Consider the following 15,160-nt stretch of genomic DNA (forward strand, 5'->3'; position numbering starts at 1 on the left):
GACATGGAAGACTGGCACGTCCTCAGCATCTACGACGGCGATCCGACCCCGGGCACGCCCGCCTCGATCACCGCGATGGCGACCGCCATGCAGCGTCGCGCCGCGGAGATCAACGGGCACGCCGCGCGGCTCAGGTCCGTCGCGGCCAACAGCGGTGCCATGAGCCTGCGCGGCGACTACGCCACGACCGTCGACCGCGAGCTCGGGCGACTACCCGGGGCGGCGAAGACCCTGGCCGACGCCTACCTGGCCGGCGCGAAGGCACTGTCGGCGTTCGCGAACGATCTCACTCAGCTACAGGTGCACTCGCGCGGCGCACTGCGGATCGGGATGACGGCGGACAGCCAGTACCGGGCCATGCTCCAGCAGTTCTGCGGACTGACCGGCATGCGCACCTACGGACCAGGGGTCTGGCGTGGCCTGAACGAGTCGTACGCCGCCCAGCTCCGCGAACCGGTCCGTTCACAGGCTCTCGGTATTGCCCGAAACGCGCGACTCTGCGAGGCGGAACGCGAACGCGCGCGGGCCTCCGCGCTCCAGGCGAAGGACCGGTACACGCAGGCCGCTGCCCGCTGCACCCAGGCCATCCAGGCCGCCATCCCGCGACCGGCGCCGTTGGGCGAGCAGCGGCGGAAGTCGGGAGGCGGAGCCTCCCAGACCACCCCGACCCCGACCTCGACGGCCGCGCCCGTCACCGGGCCGGTCGCCGGTCCCGCCGGCAAGGGCCCCCTCAAGCCGGTTCATGACCGGCACTACCTCAACCGCATCCGGCCCAAGAATCCGCCCAAGCCGTTCAACACGGTGGTCCTGCCCGGCACGAACGTCGCGCAGGATCTGGCCGACATCGCCGCTGGCCTCGCCACCTGGGACGCGGACCGCAGTCGTTACGTGGTGAACGGCCGCACCTACGGCGTCGAGGGCAAGGGTACGGTCTTTCCCGAGACCGGGACCGGCTTCGAGCGGTTGGAGCGGTTTGAGTACACGGCATTGAAGACGTACATCGAGTATGGTGGCGACCTCGATGCGGCAAATGCCCAGTTGGATAGGTACCCATACATCACACCTGCCCACCGGGAGCGCGCGATGGAGGTCTTCCGTCAGCACAAGGATTACCGGGGGTAGGTGTTGGTTTACCAGATCCAGTTCGAGGGTGAGATTCCCGCAGCCGACCTGCGGCGGTTCCTCGCGGACAGCTATGGGATCGCGCCAGAGTCGATCTATGTCGGGCGGATCGAGGACCGATCGCCTGGCGATCCCCGACCGGTCGCCATGTTCACTCCTCCCGACGACGACGAGGAGTTCGGCTGGGTGCTGATCGGCGACACTGAACTGGCCGACGCCACCGGTCTGGGGGAACGGGAGCTGGCCGTTGCCCTGGTCCGCGCCTTGCGGGTTCGGGCGCTTGTCGACGACGGCAGCCACTATCCCGACAGGTGGCTCCTGGTCAGCACCGATGGCAGCAGTGGCCGAGTCCTCACCGACGAGGACGCCGCAGCCGACGGTAACCTGCGGATCGTGCACGCACTCGAACCGATCAGTGGCGAGCCCCAGCTCGCCGTCGTGCCGCCGCGGGACTGGTCCCGCGACGAGGACTGACCAGACGGTGACCGCCGTGGCCCGCTGGCCCGAGCGCACGGGCCAGCCGGACCACGGCAGTGTCAGCCGGTCGTGCAGACGGCGCCGTTGAGGGTGAACGCCGTGGGCAGCACGTTCGGCCCGCCGTACGCCCCGACGAAGCCGGCGCTCACGCTGCCGCCGGCGGCGATCTGCCGGTTGTCGTCGGTGGGCGTGACCCGTACGGCGGTGCCGGTCTGCTCCCAGGTGGCGCTCCAACCGCTGCTCACCTGCTGCCAGCCGGTCGGCCACGTCCAGGTGAGCGTCCAGCCGTTGATCGGGCCGGTCCCGTTGTTGCTGATCTCGACGCCGCCGATGTAGCCGTTACCCCAGTCGTTGTTCGTGGTGAAGCGGACGGTGCACGCACCGTCGGCGGGGCTGCCGCTGGCGAAGATGAGCGGTGGTGAGGCCCAGGACACCCGGCCGGCGGTGTCGCGGGCCAGCACGTTGACCGTGTACCTGCTGCCCGGCACCAGGTTGCCGACCGTGAACGAGGTGCTCGTCGTCTCGCCGAGCTGCTCGCTGACCGCGCCGTACTGCCGGTGCACCTCGTACTTGGCGATCGGGCTGCGGCCCGGGGTGGCCGCCGGCCAGGAGATCGTCGCGGCGCGGTCGGTGACGTCGCTGGCGGTGGGCTGGCCCGGCGGCGATGGGCGGCCGGCGGTCGGATCGGCCGGGCGCAGCACGAGCGTCGTCAACGAGTACGCCGGCAGCGTCCGACTGCTCGCGGAGCCGGACTGGCTGGTGGCGATGCCGGTGGCGCCGTTGGTGAGGGTGGCGACGGTGGGCGCGGCGCCGGACGGGGTGAAACCGGCGTAGTCGATGGCCACCTCGTGCGCCGCGTCCGGGTCCTTGTTGACCAGCAGTACCGCGAGATCGCCGTTGCCCCGGCGTACGGCGTGCGCGCTGACCAGCGGCTCGTCGGTGCCGGCGCGGATGAACTGGTCGCCGGCCGTGGCTAACAGCTTCATCATGCCCAGCCCGTGGTACGGCGCGAACGGTGTGTTCAGTGGTGGCTCGCAGACCGAGCCGTCCGCGGTGCAGGTGCCGCTGGAGAGCATCCCGAAGTCGTTGTAGTCGGTCTGGCCGGCCACCTCCGACACGGTGCCGATGCCATTGTGCACGTTCCACCAGTGCACGGTGAAGATGCCGTTCGCCAGCAGCTCGCTGTAGGCGTCGGCCAGGAAGAGCGCGGCCGGTTGGGTGGTCCGGCCGGCGTCGACGTTCAGCTCGGTGAGGCTGATGCCGATGCGGTCGGCGTTCGGGCCGGCGTACCTGTTGATCTGCTGCCGGAGCAGGTAGGTCGCGTCGGGGATGTGGTTGGTGCGGGCCAGGGACTCGGCGGCGGTGCCGCCCGGGTACCAGTGCACGTCCACGAAGTCGATCTTCGGGCCGGCGAGGGAGAGCACCGTCTGGTTCCACGGGCCGGGGTCGCTGCCGGCGGTGATCGCGTCCGGCCAGTTGCCCGGCATCGTCAGCACCGCGCCGACCTTGACGCTCGGGTCGACCGCCTTCATGGCGTCGGCGTACTCGACGACCAGGCGCGCGTACTGTGCCGCGCTCTTGTCCGGGTGGTCGTCCGCCTCCCAGGCCGACCCGTAGTGGCCGTTGCCGTAGTTCTCGTTGCCGACGGTCCAGTACCGCGCGTCGTAGCCCTTCGTCACGTTGGCGTACCGCACCCAGTCGGCCGCCTCGGCGGGAGTACCGGTGCCGTAGTTCGCGATGATCATTGGTTGCGCGCCGACCCGCTGGGCCGCCGCCATGAACGTGTCGAAGTCGGTTCCGGGCGCGACGTAGCCGCCGGGCGCGGTGTGGTCCTTCCAGTGGTAGATGTCGGCGTACGAGCCGCCGGGGTACCGCATCATCTGCACACCGGCGTCGCGCAGCAGGTCCGACGTCTCCGTGGTGCCCAGGTGCTGGTCCCAGATGGCGTGGTTGACGCCCAGCGCGGTGTCGGGCACGGTCGCCAGCCCCGCGCGGGCGTTGACTGTCACCGTGACCGGGTCGGGAGCCGCGCTGGCCGCCGGTGGGTTGATGCCGGCGAGCGCGGTCGCGGCGAGCAGTGCGCTCGCCACCAGGGACGCGCGCCTCTTCCGATTCTGCATGGGCTGGGGTTCCTTCGCGGGAATGAGTGCACGGATGGCTCTCGGCGGTCCATCGCTCGTCGCACCCGTCCCCCAGCACCCGTACCGGATCCTGGTTGCCCTGGACGGACATCGGCCCCGCGCGCGGGCGGTCATCGACACATAAGAATGTCATGGCCGGATCGGAAACCTCAAGGCCGGCCGGTCGACTGACGTCATACGTTACAGCTTGACGAACGGCATGTTATCGCTCACAGTCGATGTCGAGGCGAACAGCGTTCGCGGGTTGCCGGGAGAGCCCCCGCTGGTCAGCCTCGGCGTCACGACGCCCCCCGGGCATGCGGGCGTCGCATCAGGACTTCACCGTGGCCGCCGACGACGCGCGGCGGACGACGCGCGTCCGCACCCCACCGGAGCACCCCCGTGCTGCCGCCGAGTCCCCGACCCAGCACCAGAGGAAGCGCCGATGAAATCGAGGATCGCACTGCTGGCCGCCGCGCTCGCGACGGCCCTGGCGACGATGACGGCCGTGGTCACGGTCGCCACCCCAGCGTCGGCCGCGACGCTCACCCAGGTGACCAACTTCGGCACCAACCCGACGAACCTGCAGATGCACCTGTACGTGCCGGACCGGGTCGCCGCCCAGCCGGCCCTCCTGCTCGCCCTGCACTACTGCACCGGCAGCGGCCCGGCGGTGCACTCCGGCTTCGGGCTCAGCACCCTGGCCGACCGCTACGGCTTCATCGTGATCTACCCGTCGGTGACCCGCAGCAGCAAGTGCTGGGACGTCTCCTCCCCGCAGGCGTTGCGGCGCGACGGCGGCAGCGACCCCATCGGCCTCAAGTCCATGGTCGACTATGTCCGGGGCCGCTACCCGGTCGACGCCAACCGGATCTCCGTCGGTGGGTTCTCCTCCGGCGCCATGATGACGAACGTCATGGCCGGCCTCTACCCGGACCTGTTCAACGCCGGGTTCAGTTCCTCCGGCGTTCCGTTCGCCTGCTTCGCCACCACCAACGGCGCCGAGTGGAACAGCGAGTGTTCCGGCGGGCGCATCGTCCGGACCCCGCAACAGTGGGGCGATCTGGTGCGCAACGCCTACCCCGGCTACACCGGCAAACGCCCCCGGATGCAGATCTGGCACGGCACCACGGACACCACGCTGAGCTACGTCAACTTCGGCGAGCAGATCAAGCAGTGGACAAACGTCCTGGGCGTGTCCCAGACCCCCGCCTACACCGACTCCCCGCAGGCCAGCGCCACCCGCACCCGGTACGGAGGCACCGGCGGCACGGCACCTGTCGAGGCCATCAGCTTCCAGGGGTACGGCCACTCCATCCCGTTCGACGCCGCGCAGGCCGTCCGGTTCCTCGGTCTCGACACCACGACCCCCACCACACCGCCGCCGAACCCGACCACTCCGCCGCCGGGCGGCACGGCCGGGCCGCTGCGCAACGTCAACGCGGGCCGCTGCCTGGACGTCCCGTCGAGGTCACAGACGAACGGCACCCAGGTGGCGTTGTGGGACTGCAACGGTGGCAGCAACCAGCAGTGGACGCCGACCGCCGGAAGACAACTCCAGGTGTACGGCACGAAGTGCCTGGATGCCGAGGCCGCGGGGACCACGTCGGGTACCCGCGTGATCATCTGGGACTGCAACGGTGGCACCAACCAGCAGTGGAACCTCAACACCGACGGTACGGTCACCGGCGTGCAGTCCGGCCTGTGCCTCGCACCGAACGCCGCCGGCACCGCCAACGGCGCCCAGGTGGTCCTCTCGACCTGCAACGGCGGGAACAGCCAGCGGTGGACCCGCAGCTGAACCGGGGCGTCCTCCGGCGGTCGCGCCGGCAGGGCGCGCCCACGGCGTGAGACCAGCCGGCCGCGCGGCCCGGCTCGGGGACGGTCCCGAGCCGGGCCGCGCACCACCTGGCACTGCCCCATAAACTGCGGGTTCAGTTTGAGCACATTGCGAATTGTCAAGTTGGCGACACTTCCGCGACGCCATGGCCGCCGCCACCACCAATACCATAAAGCGCATGTCACCAAAGGTCTCGATTGTCGCCACGGACCGCCACCGGGAGCCCGGCCCACGGCCAGACGCCGACGTGACCTTCCTGCCTATCGCCGACGACGGCGGCGTTCCGGTCTACGACGATTCCGTCCCCGAACTGATCGAGGAACTACTCGCCGCACGGCTGACCGCAGGCACCTGGCACCCGCTCACGGAGTGCGAGTTCGTCTCGTCCCGCGGCGTGTTGACCGACGCCCTGCTCCAGATCGCCGTGGGGATCAGCTCGTCCGCCGGCTGGTACGCGTTGCAGACGCTGTTGCGTCGGCGCGGCGGGCAGCAGCTCCGGGTGGTCGCGATCTTCGACGACGGCACCGAGCGTCGGCGCGCCGAGGTGACCGGAGAGGCGGACGACGTGGTGCAGGCACTGACGACGCTCAACCCGTTCGGGTCGGAGCCGAACTGATGACGCCCGCCGCACCGAATCGCCGCCGATCCGGCGACGAGCGACCACCCGAGGCTCGTGCGTGAGGCCCCGCGGCTTCATTCGCCGCCCGTAGCGGAGGAACGCCGCCGACTCGTCGGACAGATCACGACCGTGCTGGAAGCGTCGTCGGTCGTCCAGGACCCGAGCAGTCGACAGTTGCTGCTGCAGGAGTTGCGGCACGCGCTGGGCGGCGCGCTGGACTACCGCGAGGTGGGTGTGCTCCGACTCCAGCTCATCGCGCTGGTGACGGCCTGCATGGACCGAGCAGGTGGGCTGCGCTGCCTCGCCGAATGCCTCGAGCTGTTCGAGCCGGAGGGCAAACAGACAGTCGCGTTGCTGCGCCTGGCCGACGACTGGCAGGCGTACGAGTTGCTCTCCGACTACGACGTCGCCTGGTTGCGTGGGGAGCTGTCCACGCTCGACACGACCCCTGACCTTCGACAGTTCGTCGCCGAGATCCGCGCGACCCCCGCCCCACCCTGGTGCGAGACCGCGTGGGAGCTGTTCGCCCACCTCACGTCGGCGAACGCGCACGGCGAGGTGCCGTCCTGGCTCGTGCTGCTCGACCGGCTGGCACCAGCCGTGACACCGGCGTCGCTGCCCCGGCTGCGCCAGCTGTGCAAACAGCTGGCCACGGACTGGGGCGTCGCGGATCAGCTCGACGCCACTCAGCCGACCGCAGCGGCACCCACCCGCAGCGCCTACCTGGTGATCCAGTTCGAGAAGTACGGCGGCGACGACGACACGTACATCATGTCCCACTGGTACCAGTGGGCGTCTCCGGAGTGGCAGCCGATCCGCGGTGAGGATCGGCACGTCGCGTACGAGGAACTCGAGGCGGCCGTCGACCGGGTCATCAACGAGGCCGAACGCCGTTGGGCGGCGCGGGCCGGCGCGGTGACCATCGAGTTCGTGCTGCCCTGGCAGCTGATCAACGAGCCGGTCGACACCTGGCGCAAGGAGCTGCAGTCCGCGCTGCCAAGCCCCCTCACCACGGAATATCCCCTGGTGATCAGGAGCCTGGAGCGCAACCGGGCCAGCCACTGGCACCGGCTCTGGCGCAGCCGCTGGCGACTCGTCACCGACCGCCCCGGCGAGCGCAAGCTGATCCACTGCGCCGCGCAGCACCACGCGGACGTCCAGCTCGAAGCGATCCTCAAACGCGAGAGTGCGGTCGTCGTGCTGGTGCTCAGCGAGACCCCGACCGCCGACAGCATCGGCGAGCGGCAGTTGCTCGTCGGGCTGCGCTCCGGTGTGCCGGCGATCGTGTGGCACCGAGACCCACCGTCCAAAAAGGATCTATGCCAGACTGTTGCGTCGATGGTCGACGGTCGGGCGTCGGACACCGGGGTCACAGCCCTTCCGAACCGCGTCGCGCACCTGCGACAGTTGGCGTGGAGCGAAGACCCGGAAGGGCTCGACAAGCACATCGGGCATGGCTTTGTGATGTTGTTCGACGATCCGGATCGGCAGCCCGGAGGGGCGGACTCCGCCGACGGCGACAGGCGAAAGGTCCTGGCATGAGCGGCAACGGCCAGCGGAGCACAGGGAGCGCCGCCAGTCGGCGCACACAACGGCCAGGCGCTCGCGCCAACGACCCGCACCGTACGGTGTCGCCGCCGGCATCGACGACCGGGCCGTGGTGAGCCGAATGATGCCGTCAGCCGTCGACGTCGCGAGCGGCCCCACCAACGGGACGAGGCTCGATCCGGGGCACCACCCCCGGGATGTCGTCGTGGTCGTCGACGACGACGCGGTGATGGAGTTCTGGAGCGACGAGATCTCCGCCTTCGTCGCGCAACTGCGCGCCCAGCCAGGCTTCAGCTCGGTCGCGGTGCGGCGGCTGGCCGTCGACGAGGGCGCACTCGTGGTGACCGACAGCGCCGGCCACGGCCCCGCCGCCCCCTCGGCACTCGTCGACCCGACCGGGCAGCGCGTCGTTCTCCTGCTGACCCACGGCGGATCCGACGCCTGGCGCGGCGGCCTCGTCCAACCCGTCCTCGTCTCCTGGGCCGCCAGCATGACGATCGCCGTGGTCAACCTGTTGCCCCAACAGCGTTGGCGCGAGCGACGGATGGAGACGACCGAGGTGGCCTGGAGCCCGGCCGACTCCGATTCGGCGACGCACCGGTGGTCGTGGCGGGTGAGCGGTCTGGACCTTCGCCCCACCGACGAGCAGGACGACGCCCGGCTGACAGCGGTTCCGGTCATCGAGCGAGGGGCCGACTGGTTGCGACGGTGGAGCGGACTGCTCTCCGAAACGCCCACCGGTGACGTCCGACTTCCCGCGCTGCTCCTGCCGCCCGATGGCGAGATCCCCCGCCGGGCACACCGGGCGCTCACCGCACACGACCTCGTCGCCCGCTTCCGGGCCACCGTGTCGCCGGCGTCGTTCATCCTCGCGACCCGGCTGGCGGCCGCGCCGCTCAACGCCCGGGTGATCCGCGCCCTGTTGAAGACGGTGGTGCGGTCGGGGCCGGCGCAGCTGACCGAGGTGCTGACGAGCGACCTGGTCCGACCCGTCCTGCACCGGGCCGCGCCGGCGAACGACACCCGCATCAGGTACGAGTTCGCGCACGGCGTACGCGAACGGCTCCTCACGCTCGGGTACCGCGACCGCACCGTCGAGGTCCAGCACGTCGTGGAGTACGAACTGGCGCACGACGTCGCGGCGGTGCGCAACCTGACTCTTCGCATCAAGGATCCGCGCCACACCTCGTACGAGCGCGTCACCCCGGCCGCGGAGCCCTATCTGCGGGTCGAGTTGGCTGTTCACCTCTCACTGGGCGGGCCGAACCTCGTCGCGGCCGCGCGGCTGGGCCAGGCGCTCGGCTCACCCATTCCACGGCAGGTACGTCGAGTACTGGAGCCATCTTCCGTTACCGCCCACAGGACCATGGAGTCCGGAATGTCTGACAGAGTGAAATCGCCGGACTCGGCCGCCTCGATCGGCACTGCGCCGCACACCATCCTGGACGCCGAGACGGGCATCGACCCGAGCCTGCCGTCGTCGTCCCGTGACCTGCCGCCCACGCAGCGACTCGACGGTCAGCAGTCGGCGCTCGTCGGCAACCTGCCCCTGCGGAACACGAACTTCACCGGTCGACGTGACCTCCTCGACCGGCTGCACCAACGCCTGCGCGCCGGCACGACGGCCGTGCTGCCCGAGGCGGTGCACGGCGCCGGCGGTGTCGGCAAGTCGCAGCTCGTCATCGAGTACGTCTACCTGCATCAACAGGACTTCGACCTGATCTGGTGGATCCCGGCCGAGCGCCCCGCGCAGATCCAGTCCGCGCTTGTGGAGTTGGCGACGCGCCTGAACCTGCCGGTGCCCGCGACGGCCAACACTGCCGTACCGGCGGTGCTGGAGGCGTTGCGCGTGGGTCGTCCGTACTCGAACTGGCTCTTGATCTTCGACAACGCCGAGGATCCGGAGAGCGTCGAGCGGTTCTTCCCGAAGGGCGGCCCGGGCAGCATCGTGGTCACCTCTCGCATCGGTGCGTGGCGGCAGATCGCCAACAGCCTCCCGGTCGACGTCTTCGACCGCCAGGAGAGCATCGAGCTGCTCCGTCGTCGAGACCCGGGCCTGCCCGTCACCGACGCCGACCGGCTCGCCACGGCACTGCGCGACCTCCCGTTGGCCATCGAGCAGGCGGCGGCCTGGCGCGCTGAGACGAAAATGCCGACCGACGAGTACCTCGACCTTCTCGACGCCAGTCGTCCGGTGCTCGACGACGACACTACGACGCAGCAGGATTACCCCGACCTCGTCGCCGCGGCGTGGAACGTGTCGCTCAACTGGCTGCGTGAGCGGGACCCGGCGGCCCTGCGGCTGCTCCAGGTCTGCGCGTTCTTCGCGTCCGAGCCGATCGGCAAGGTGCTCCTGTCCAAGCCACGTGCGCTGCGCATCCACCCCGACCTGGATCCCCTCGTTCGCAACCCGATCCAGCTCAACCGGGCGATCCGCATGATCGGGCGGCTGTCGCTGGCCCGGATCGACCACCGGACGAACTCGTTCCAGATGCACCGTCTCGTGCAACGCGTGCTGATCAACCAGATGGACCCGGAGGAACGGGAGGAGATGCGCCACGGCGCCCACCTGCTGCTCGCCGGCAACGACCCCGACCAGCCCGACAACAGTGACCACTGGCAGCGGTACGCGGACCTGTATCCGCACATCCTCGCCTCGCAGGCCGAGTGGTGCTCGAACGAGCTCGTCCGGGACATGGTGTTGAACGAGGCGAAGTACCTCTGGCGATGGGGTGACCACCTGGCGGCCCGGGGCCTGTCCCAACGAGCGTGGGCGGCCTGGACCGACGGCACGGACGGCACCGACCCGGACAGCCTCCGAGCGGCGAGTTGGCTCGGCTTCATGCACTTCGTCGTCGGTGACTACGCCGCGGCGGCCCCGTTGAACGCCCGGACGCTGGAGCTGTACCGGCAGACCATCGGCGACAACCGGGAGGAGACCCTGGACGCCATCGGCGCCGTGGCCGCCGACCACCGCGTCGCCGGCGACTTCAGCGGCGCGCTGCAACTGTCGCTCACGGTCTACGAGCAGGCCAAACAGAACTTCGGCGAGGATGAGCCGTTCACGCTGCGCGCCGCGCACAACCTCGCGGTGAGCATGCGACTGTCCGGCCTCTTCGGTCGAGCCCTCCAGCTCGACGAACAGACCTACCAGCGCCTGGTACAGATCTACGGCACCGACCACCCGGACACTCTCAGCACCTCCGGCGGCATCAACCTCGACCGCCGGGAGCTCGGTGACTACGTGGCGGCGCACGCCAATCAGGAGAACGTCGTGGCGACGGCCCGACGAATGCTGAGGTACGACGATCACCCGTCGATCCTGCGCGGGAGCCGTGCGCTGGCGACGTTCCGGCGCAAGGCCGGCCGCCACAACGACGCCCTGGACCTGTCTGGCTACGTGTTGGGCCGCTTCCGGTCCCGCTACGGCGACAACCATCCGGACACGGTGCTCGCCACGCTGACGTTCGCCATCGACCAGCGACTGAACGGTGACCTGCGGGCCGCACGGGAGTCGGCGGAGATCGCGGTGGAGGGGCTACGCCGACTGTACGGCGACAGCCACCCGCACACCGCGGGGGCTCAGGTGGACCTGGCGGTGACCCTCCGGCTGCTGGGTGAGTGCGCCCAGGCCCGGGATCTCAACCAGACCGCCCTGCACCACCTGACCAGCCGGCTCGGTGAGTCGCACGCGCTGGTGCTGGCCGCCCGGGTCAACCTCGCGAGCGACCACTACGAGCTCGGCGAGTACGCCGAAGCCCACGCTCTGGACCTGGAAACGCTCGCGCTGTGTCGGCAGGTGTTCGGCAACAGCCACCCCACCACGCTCGTGTGTGCGCTCAACCTCGCCATGGACCTGCGCGACCTTGGTCGTGAGGCCGAGGCGAGCACGATGTTCGACAAGGGTCTCGAGCAACTGCGGCTGACCCTCGGTGCACAGCACCCGGCGGTCGCCGCGATCGGCGCAGGCGTCCGGGCCAACTGCGACATCGACCCGCTGCCTCTGTGACGACGGGGTCCACCCGGCGGGTCAGGCGGCCAGCCAACCCGCCGGGTCGACCGTGGCGAGGTCCCGGTCGGGGATCAGACGGCCGACCCAGGTGGCCAGCTCGATCGGGTCCGGACCGACCGTGGTGCCGCGGCGCGAGCGCAGCCCGTCGACGACGGCGAGGACGAGCTCCGGGTAACCCAGCAGTGCTCGCGTCACCGGGTCGGCGGGACGGTCGAGGTGGGTGAGGCCGAGGCCCACCCAGCCGTGCACGCTGGCGGCGTCCTCGTGCAGTTCGTCGAGGTAGGCGGCGCGCGCCCGCGGCAGGTCACCGGCCACCAGGGCGAGATCGGCCTCGGTGGTGCCGGCGACCGTGTCCCCCACCTCGTCCGGTGCGGCGCACAGCCGGCCGAATGCGGCCGGGTCGACAAGCAGGTACCTGCGGAGCACGGCCCGGGCGTCGAGCAGGCCCTCCGGTGGCGCCGCCAGCACCGTGCGACCGAAGCCAACCCCCGCCGTCGGATCACGGCGCTCCCAGGCTGCCGCCAGCGCGTCCCGGTCGGCGGGTTGGATGCGCATGTTGTGGCCCCGCCACATCGCGCGATGATCGACGGCGACGGCACCCGCCGCGTCGATCGCGGCGGCGGGGACCTGGTCCTCCTGGTACGCCTTCAGCTCGGTGTGCAGGGTGTCGACGAACCGCTGGCCGTGCCCGGTCAACCGGCCGGACGCCGCCATCATCCGCAGGACGTCGAGCGTCTGTCGTCGCCACAGGGCGAACTCGAAGTCCGCGGCGGCCCGTTCGTGAAGGGGTGCGTCGTGTCGGTAGGTCCGCCAGAACCGGGTGATGCCGACGAACGCGTACGCGCCCTGGAGGATGCCGGTGAGCGGTCTGGGGTCGTCCCGCCAGGGGGCGTAGTAGCGGAGGTCTCCGCCGCTCTCGACGAGGGTGAGCAGGTGGGACAGCGCACCGAGCTTGTGGTGCTGCGACTCGTGCACCAGGGTGACGGCCAGTTGTGCCGCGTCGTCCGGCTCGGAGAGCAGCACGCCGCCGAAGGCCTCGGCACCGGATGCGGACAGTTGACGGAAGCGGGCGCGCGGCGGTAGGGGCGCCACGCTACGCAGGATCCCGGCGATCGCCTGCGCCCCGCCGCGCTGCTGACCGACCAGCAGCTCCCAGGCCCGCGCGAGGAGCGCGCGCCAACGGTCGAGGTCGGACGCCGACAGCGGTTGGGGCGGCGAGGGGCCCCGCAGGTCGCGGTACACGTCACGGTCGTGCAGTTCCACCCGGAGCTCGACGCCGTCCGAGTCGACCGCGACGATGATCGGTGGGTGCCAGTTGGGGTCGTCGGCGGCACCGCATCGCACGGTCACGGCGGTGCTCACCAGGTCGACCTGCCCGGCACGGGCCCGCACCCGGACGACCGGCACGGTCGGTGGGATGGAGGCGGCGCCCACCGTGGGGAGCACGGCCGCGCCGTCACGCGCGGGGATGTCGAAGTCGAAGGAGAGGCCCGCCCGCACGGCGCTCGCCGCCGCCAGGGCGTGCAGGTATCCGACGTCCAGCCACAACGGGACGGTGGGATCGGGATCGTCGTGAAGCCGACGCAGGGTGTGGGCGGCCCAGATGCCGACCTGTGGTTGGGCGAGGACGTCCTCGGTGGCGGCCGGATCAGCACCGTGCGCCTGGGCGAGGAGCTGCCAGGCGTCCTCGACCGGCGCGAGCGGACCGGCCGCGTCGGGCCGCGTGGCGCACCCGTCCAGGAGCGCCCGCAGCACGATCAGCCGCCAGCTCCGCTCGGACCGCCAGAGCGCCGCGATGGTCTGTCCGTCACCTGCACCGGAGGCAAGGGCCTGGAAATGCTCGGGATCGAGGTACGTCGGCCCCAACGTCACGGGATCAGACGACATGTTCCTCCGAATCCGGCCCGGCAGACCGTATCCGACTCGGGAAGGAGCCGTTGTAGCCGCTGATGCTGCCCCCCGAGTCGGCAACTCTCTCTCGCACCCGCGAGATGGCCGCGGTCATGCCGGGGCGGTCAACGGATCGTAGAGTAGCAATGTCCACCGTTGACAAATCGAGCAATTCCGACTCGATACCGGTGAGGCCTTCCTCCATGTACGACAACCCTTCCGACGATGGCTCGTAATGGCTCCATCATCGCTTATGTCTGGAGCGCAACGAAAGCGTCACACCGAGCTACGCCCACCGCAACCCGCATTAAGGTGACGCACGGTCCGAGGTGGACGGACCGTGGCTCGGGTCAGGTGTACGGGGCCAGCCGAGCGGCGCTCTCCTCGACCTGAGCCATCGCGACGTCGTCACTGGCGAAGAAGCGGACCGCCTCCACGAGTTCCGCCAGGGCGCCCGGATACCGCAGACAGGTCCGGACGATGCTGATGGTGTCCGCCCGGGCCGCGCTGCTGCGTCGGATCGCGCCGTACACCTGGCCCCGGAGAAGGGACAGGATCTCCTCCCGGTCGTTTGGCCGCAGGAACTCCGGCATCGCCAGCAGGGCGTCCACGAGCGGGCCGAGCAGGGACGGCGGCGGGGACGCCGAGGTCGGCGGCGCCGGCTGCCCCGCCGGAGGTCGACCGAGCACGAGGCCCTCGTCGCCGAGCGCGTTGCGGTACCAGAGGTACGTGGGGGTCTGCCCGGTGAGCCCGGTCGCCCGCAGCTCGGCGAACCGCTCCCGGAGTACGGCCACCAGCCGAGCCGGGTTGCCGAGCAGGTCCGTGTCGTCGGATTCCAGCAGCCGCAGCACCTCCCGACTGAACAGCCCGGTACGTCGTACCCGCAGGTTGGCGGCGGCCTGACCGACACCGGCGGCGAACAGCACGTCCTGTGTCCGACCGGCGGCGGGTTCGCCGGCGGGGAAGGTCTCGTTGCCGGGCGTACGCAGCGCGTGCGGGCGGTCGTGCGACTGGCACGCGTCGACGATCCACAACTGCCGGTCGAACGACCGCACGAGGTCTGAGGCGAACGTGGCGAGCATGGAATCCAGGTCGAGTGAGCCGGCGTCGGTGGCGGTGGCGTCGGCGTAGTAGAGCCGCCGGTGCCGGCCGGTGTCGACGTAGCCGTGGCCTCCCCACACCACGTAGAGGGTGGACTGGGGGCGGGTCGGCAACTCCCGGAGCAGCACGTCCCGTACGGTCGCTCGGTCGGCGGCTCGCACGACGACTCCCGGCGGGACGTCGCTCGGATCGGGTTCGGGGGCCAACAGCAGGGTCACCTGCTCCGGCGGCACCCCGCAGTCGACGAACCGGCGTGCGAACCGGATGGCGTCGTCGACCGGCCCGACCAGACTCCAGTCGCTCCCACCCGCGTACCGGTCGATGCCGACACCGAGCACCTGGACGTCGCGGGGATCAGGGCCGAGATCCACTGGTCACCCCGTCTCCGGGCTGCGACGGAGCGAGTCAGCACGCATCCGGTAATCATGCCC

The 15,160-nt window shown here is 70.4% G+C and carries 9 protein-coding genes; 6 read left to right on the forward strand and 3 right to left on the reverse strand.

Going from position 1 to position 15,160, the window contains the following annotated elements:
- The first annotated feature begins 3 nt into the window (after positions 1 to 3).
- Together AB0C25_RS03390 and AB0C25_RS03395 are read left to right on the forward strand one after the other, a co-directional pair.
- Positions 4 to 1,122, forward strand: coding sequence for a hypothetical protein (locus AB0C25_RS03390; protein WP_357369133.1), 1,119 nt, complete (start codon positions 4 to 6; stop codon positions 1,120 to 1,122).
- On the forward strand, positions 1,123 to 1,596 hold the full coding sequence (locus AB0C25_RS03395; protein WP_357369135.1) for a hypothetical protein: 474 nt from the start codon (positions 1,123 to 1,125) through the stop codon (positions 1,594 to 1,596).
- A 62-nt stretch (positions 1,597 to 1,658) separates the two neighbouring features.
- Here the strand turns inward: AB0C25_RS03395 and AB0C25_RS03400 are convergent, their stop codons facing one another.
- A complete protein-coding gene (locus AB0C25_RS03400) occupies positions 1,659 to 3,719 on the reverse strand; it encodes a cellulose binding domain-containing protein (protein ID WP_357369137.1) in 2,061 nt (686 codons plus the stop codon).
- A 445-nt stretch (positions 3,720 to 4,164) separates the two neighbouring features.
- Here AB0C25_RS03400 and AB0C25_RS03405 point away from each other — a divergent pair, with 445 nt between their 5' ends.
- The 4 genes from AB0C25_RS03405 (at position 4,165) to fxsT (ending at position 11,735) form a co-directional block, all read left to right on the forward strand.
- Positions 4,165 to 5,520, forward strand: a complete 1,356-nt coding sequence (locus tag AB0C25_RS03405; RefSeq protein WP_357369139.1) for a PHB depolymerase family esterase — start codon at positions 4,165 to 4,167, stop codon at positions 5,518 to 5,520.
- A 217-nt stretch (positions 5,521 to 5,737) separates the two neighbouring features.
- Positions 5,738 to 6,175 carry a hypothetical protein gene (locus tag AB0C25_RS03410; RefSeq protein ID WP_357369141.1) on the forward strand — a complete coding sequence of 146 codons (438 nt, stop codon included), beginning with the start codon at positions 5,738 to 5,740 and terminating at the stop codon, positions 6,173 to 6,175.
- 57 nt (positions 6,176 to 6,232) lie between these two features.
- Positions 6,233 to 7,720 carry a hypothetical protein gene (locus tag AB0C25_RS03415; RefSeq protein WP_357369143.1) on the forward strand — a complete coding sequence of 496 codons (1,488 nt, stop codon included), beginning with the start codon at positions 6,233 to 6,235 and terminating at the stop codon, positions 7,718 to 7,720.
- 127 nt (positions 7,721 to 7,847) lie between these two features.
- Positions 7,848 to 11,735, forward strand: a complete 3,888-nt coding sequence (gene fxsT, locus AB0C25_RS03420) for an FxSxx-COOH system tetratricopeptide repeat protein (protein ID WP_357369145.1) — start codon at positions 7,848 to 7,850, stop codon at positions 11,733 to 11,735.
- A gap of 21 nt (positions 11,736 to 11,756) precedes the next feature.
- On the opposite strand, the gene AB0C25_RS03425 is transcribed toward fxsT, so the two are convergent.
- On the reverse strand, positions 11,757 to 13,625 hold the full coding sequence (locus tag AB0C25_RS03425) for an HEXXH motif domain-containing protein (RefSeq protein ID WP_357369147.1): 1,869 nt from the start codon (positions 13,623 to 13,625) through the stop codon (positions 11,757 to 11,759).
- A gap of 353 nt (positions 13,626 to 13,978) precedes the next feature.
- Positions 13,979 to 15,100 carry a hypothetical protein gene (locus AB0C25_RS03430; RefSeq protein WP_357369149.1) on the reverse strand — a complete coding sequence of 374 codons (1,122 nt, stop codon included), beginning with the start codon at positions 15,098 to 15,100 and terminating at the stop codon, positions 13,979 to 13,981.
- Positions 15,101 to 15,160 lie beyond the last annotated feature (60 nt).

The organism is Micromonospora sp. NPDC048839 (assembly GCF_040649915.1).
In the GTDB taxonomy this organism is placed as follows: domain Bacteria; phylum Actinomycetota; class Actinomycetes; order Mycobacteriales; family Micromonosporaceae; genus Micromonospora.

Bases quoted from the DNA above. Each gene is read 5' to 3' on its own strand.
- fxsT (WP_357369145.1), top strand. From the start codon at position 7,848: ATGATGCCGTCAGCCGTCGACGTCGCGAGCGGCCCCACCAACGGGACG.
- AB0C25_RS03425 (WP_357369147.1), bottom strand. From the start codon at position 13,625: ATGTCGTCTGATCCCGTGACGTTGGGGCCGACGTACCTCGATCCCGAG.
- AB0C25_RS03405 (WP_357369139.1), top strand. From the start codon at position 4,165: ATGAAATCGAGGATCGCACTGCTGGCCGCCGCGCTCGCGACGGCCCTG.
- AB0C25_RS03400 (WP_357369137.1), bottom strand. From the start codon at position 3,719: ATGCAGAATCGGAAGAGGCGCGCGTCCCTGGTGGCGAGCGCACTGCTC.
- AB0C25_RS03390 (WP_357369133.1), top strand. From the start codon at position 4: ATGGAAGACTGGCACGTCCTCAGCATCTACGACGGCGATCCGACCCCG.
- AB0C25_RS03410 (WP_357369141.1), top strand. From the start codon at position 5,738: ATGTCACCAAAGGTCTCGATTGTCGCCACGGACCGCCACCGGGAGCCC.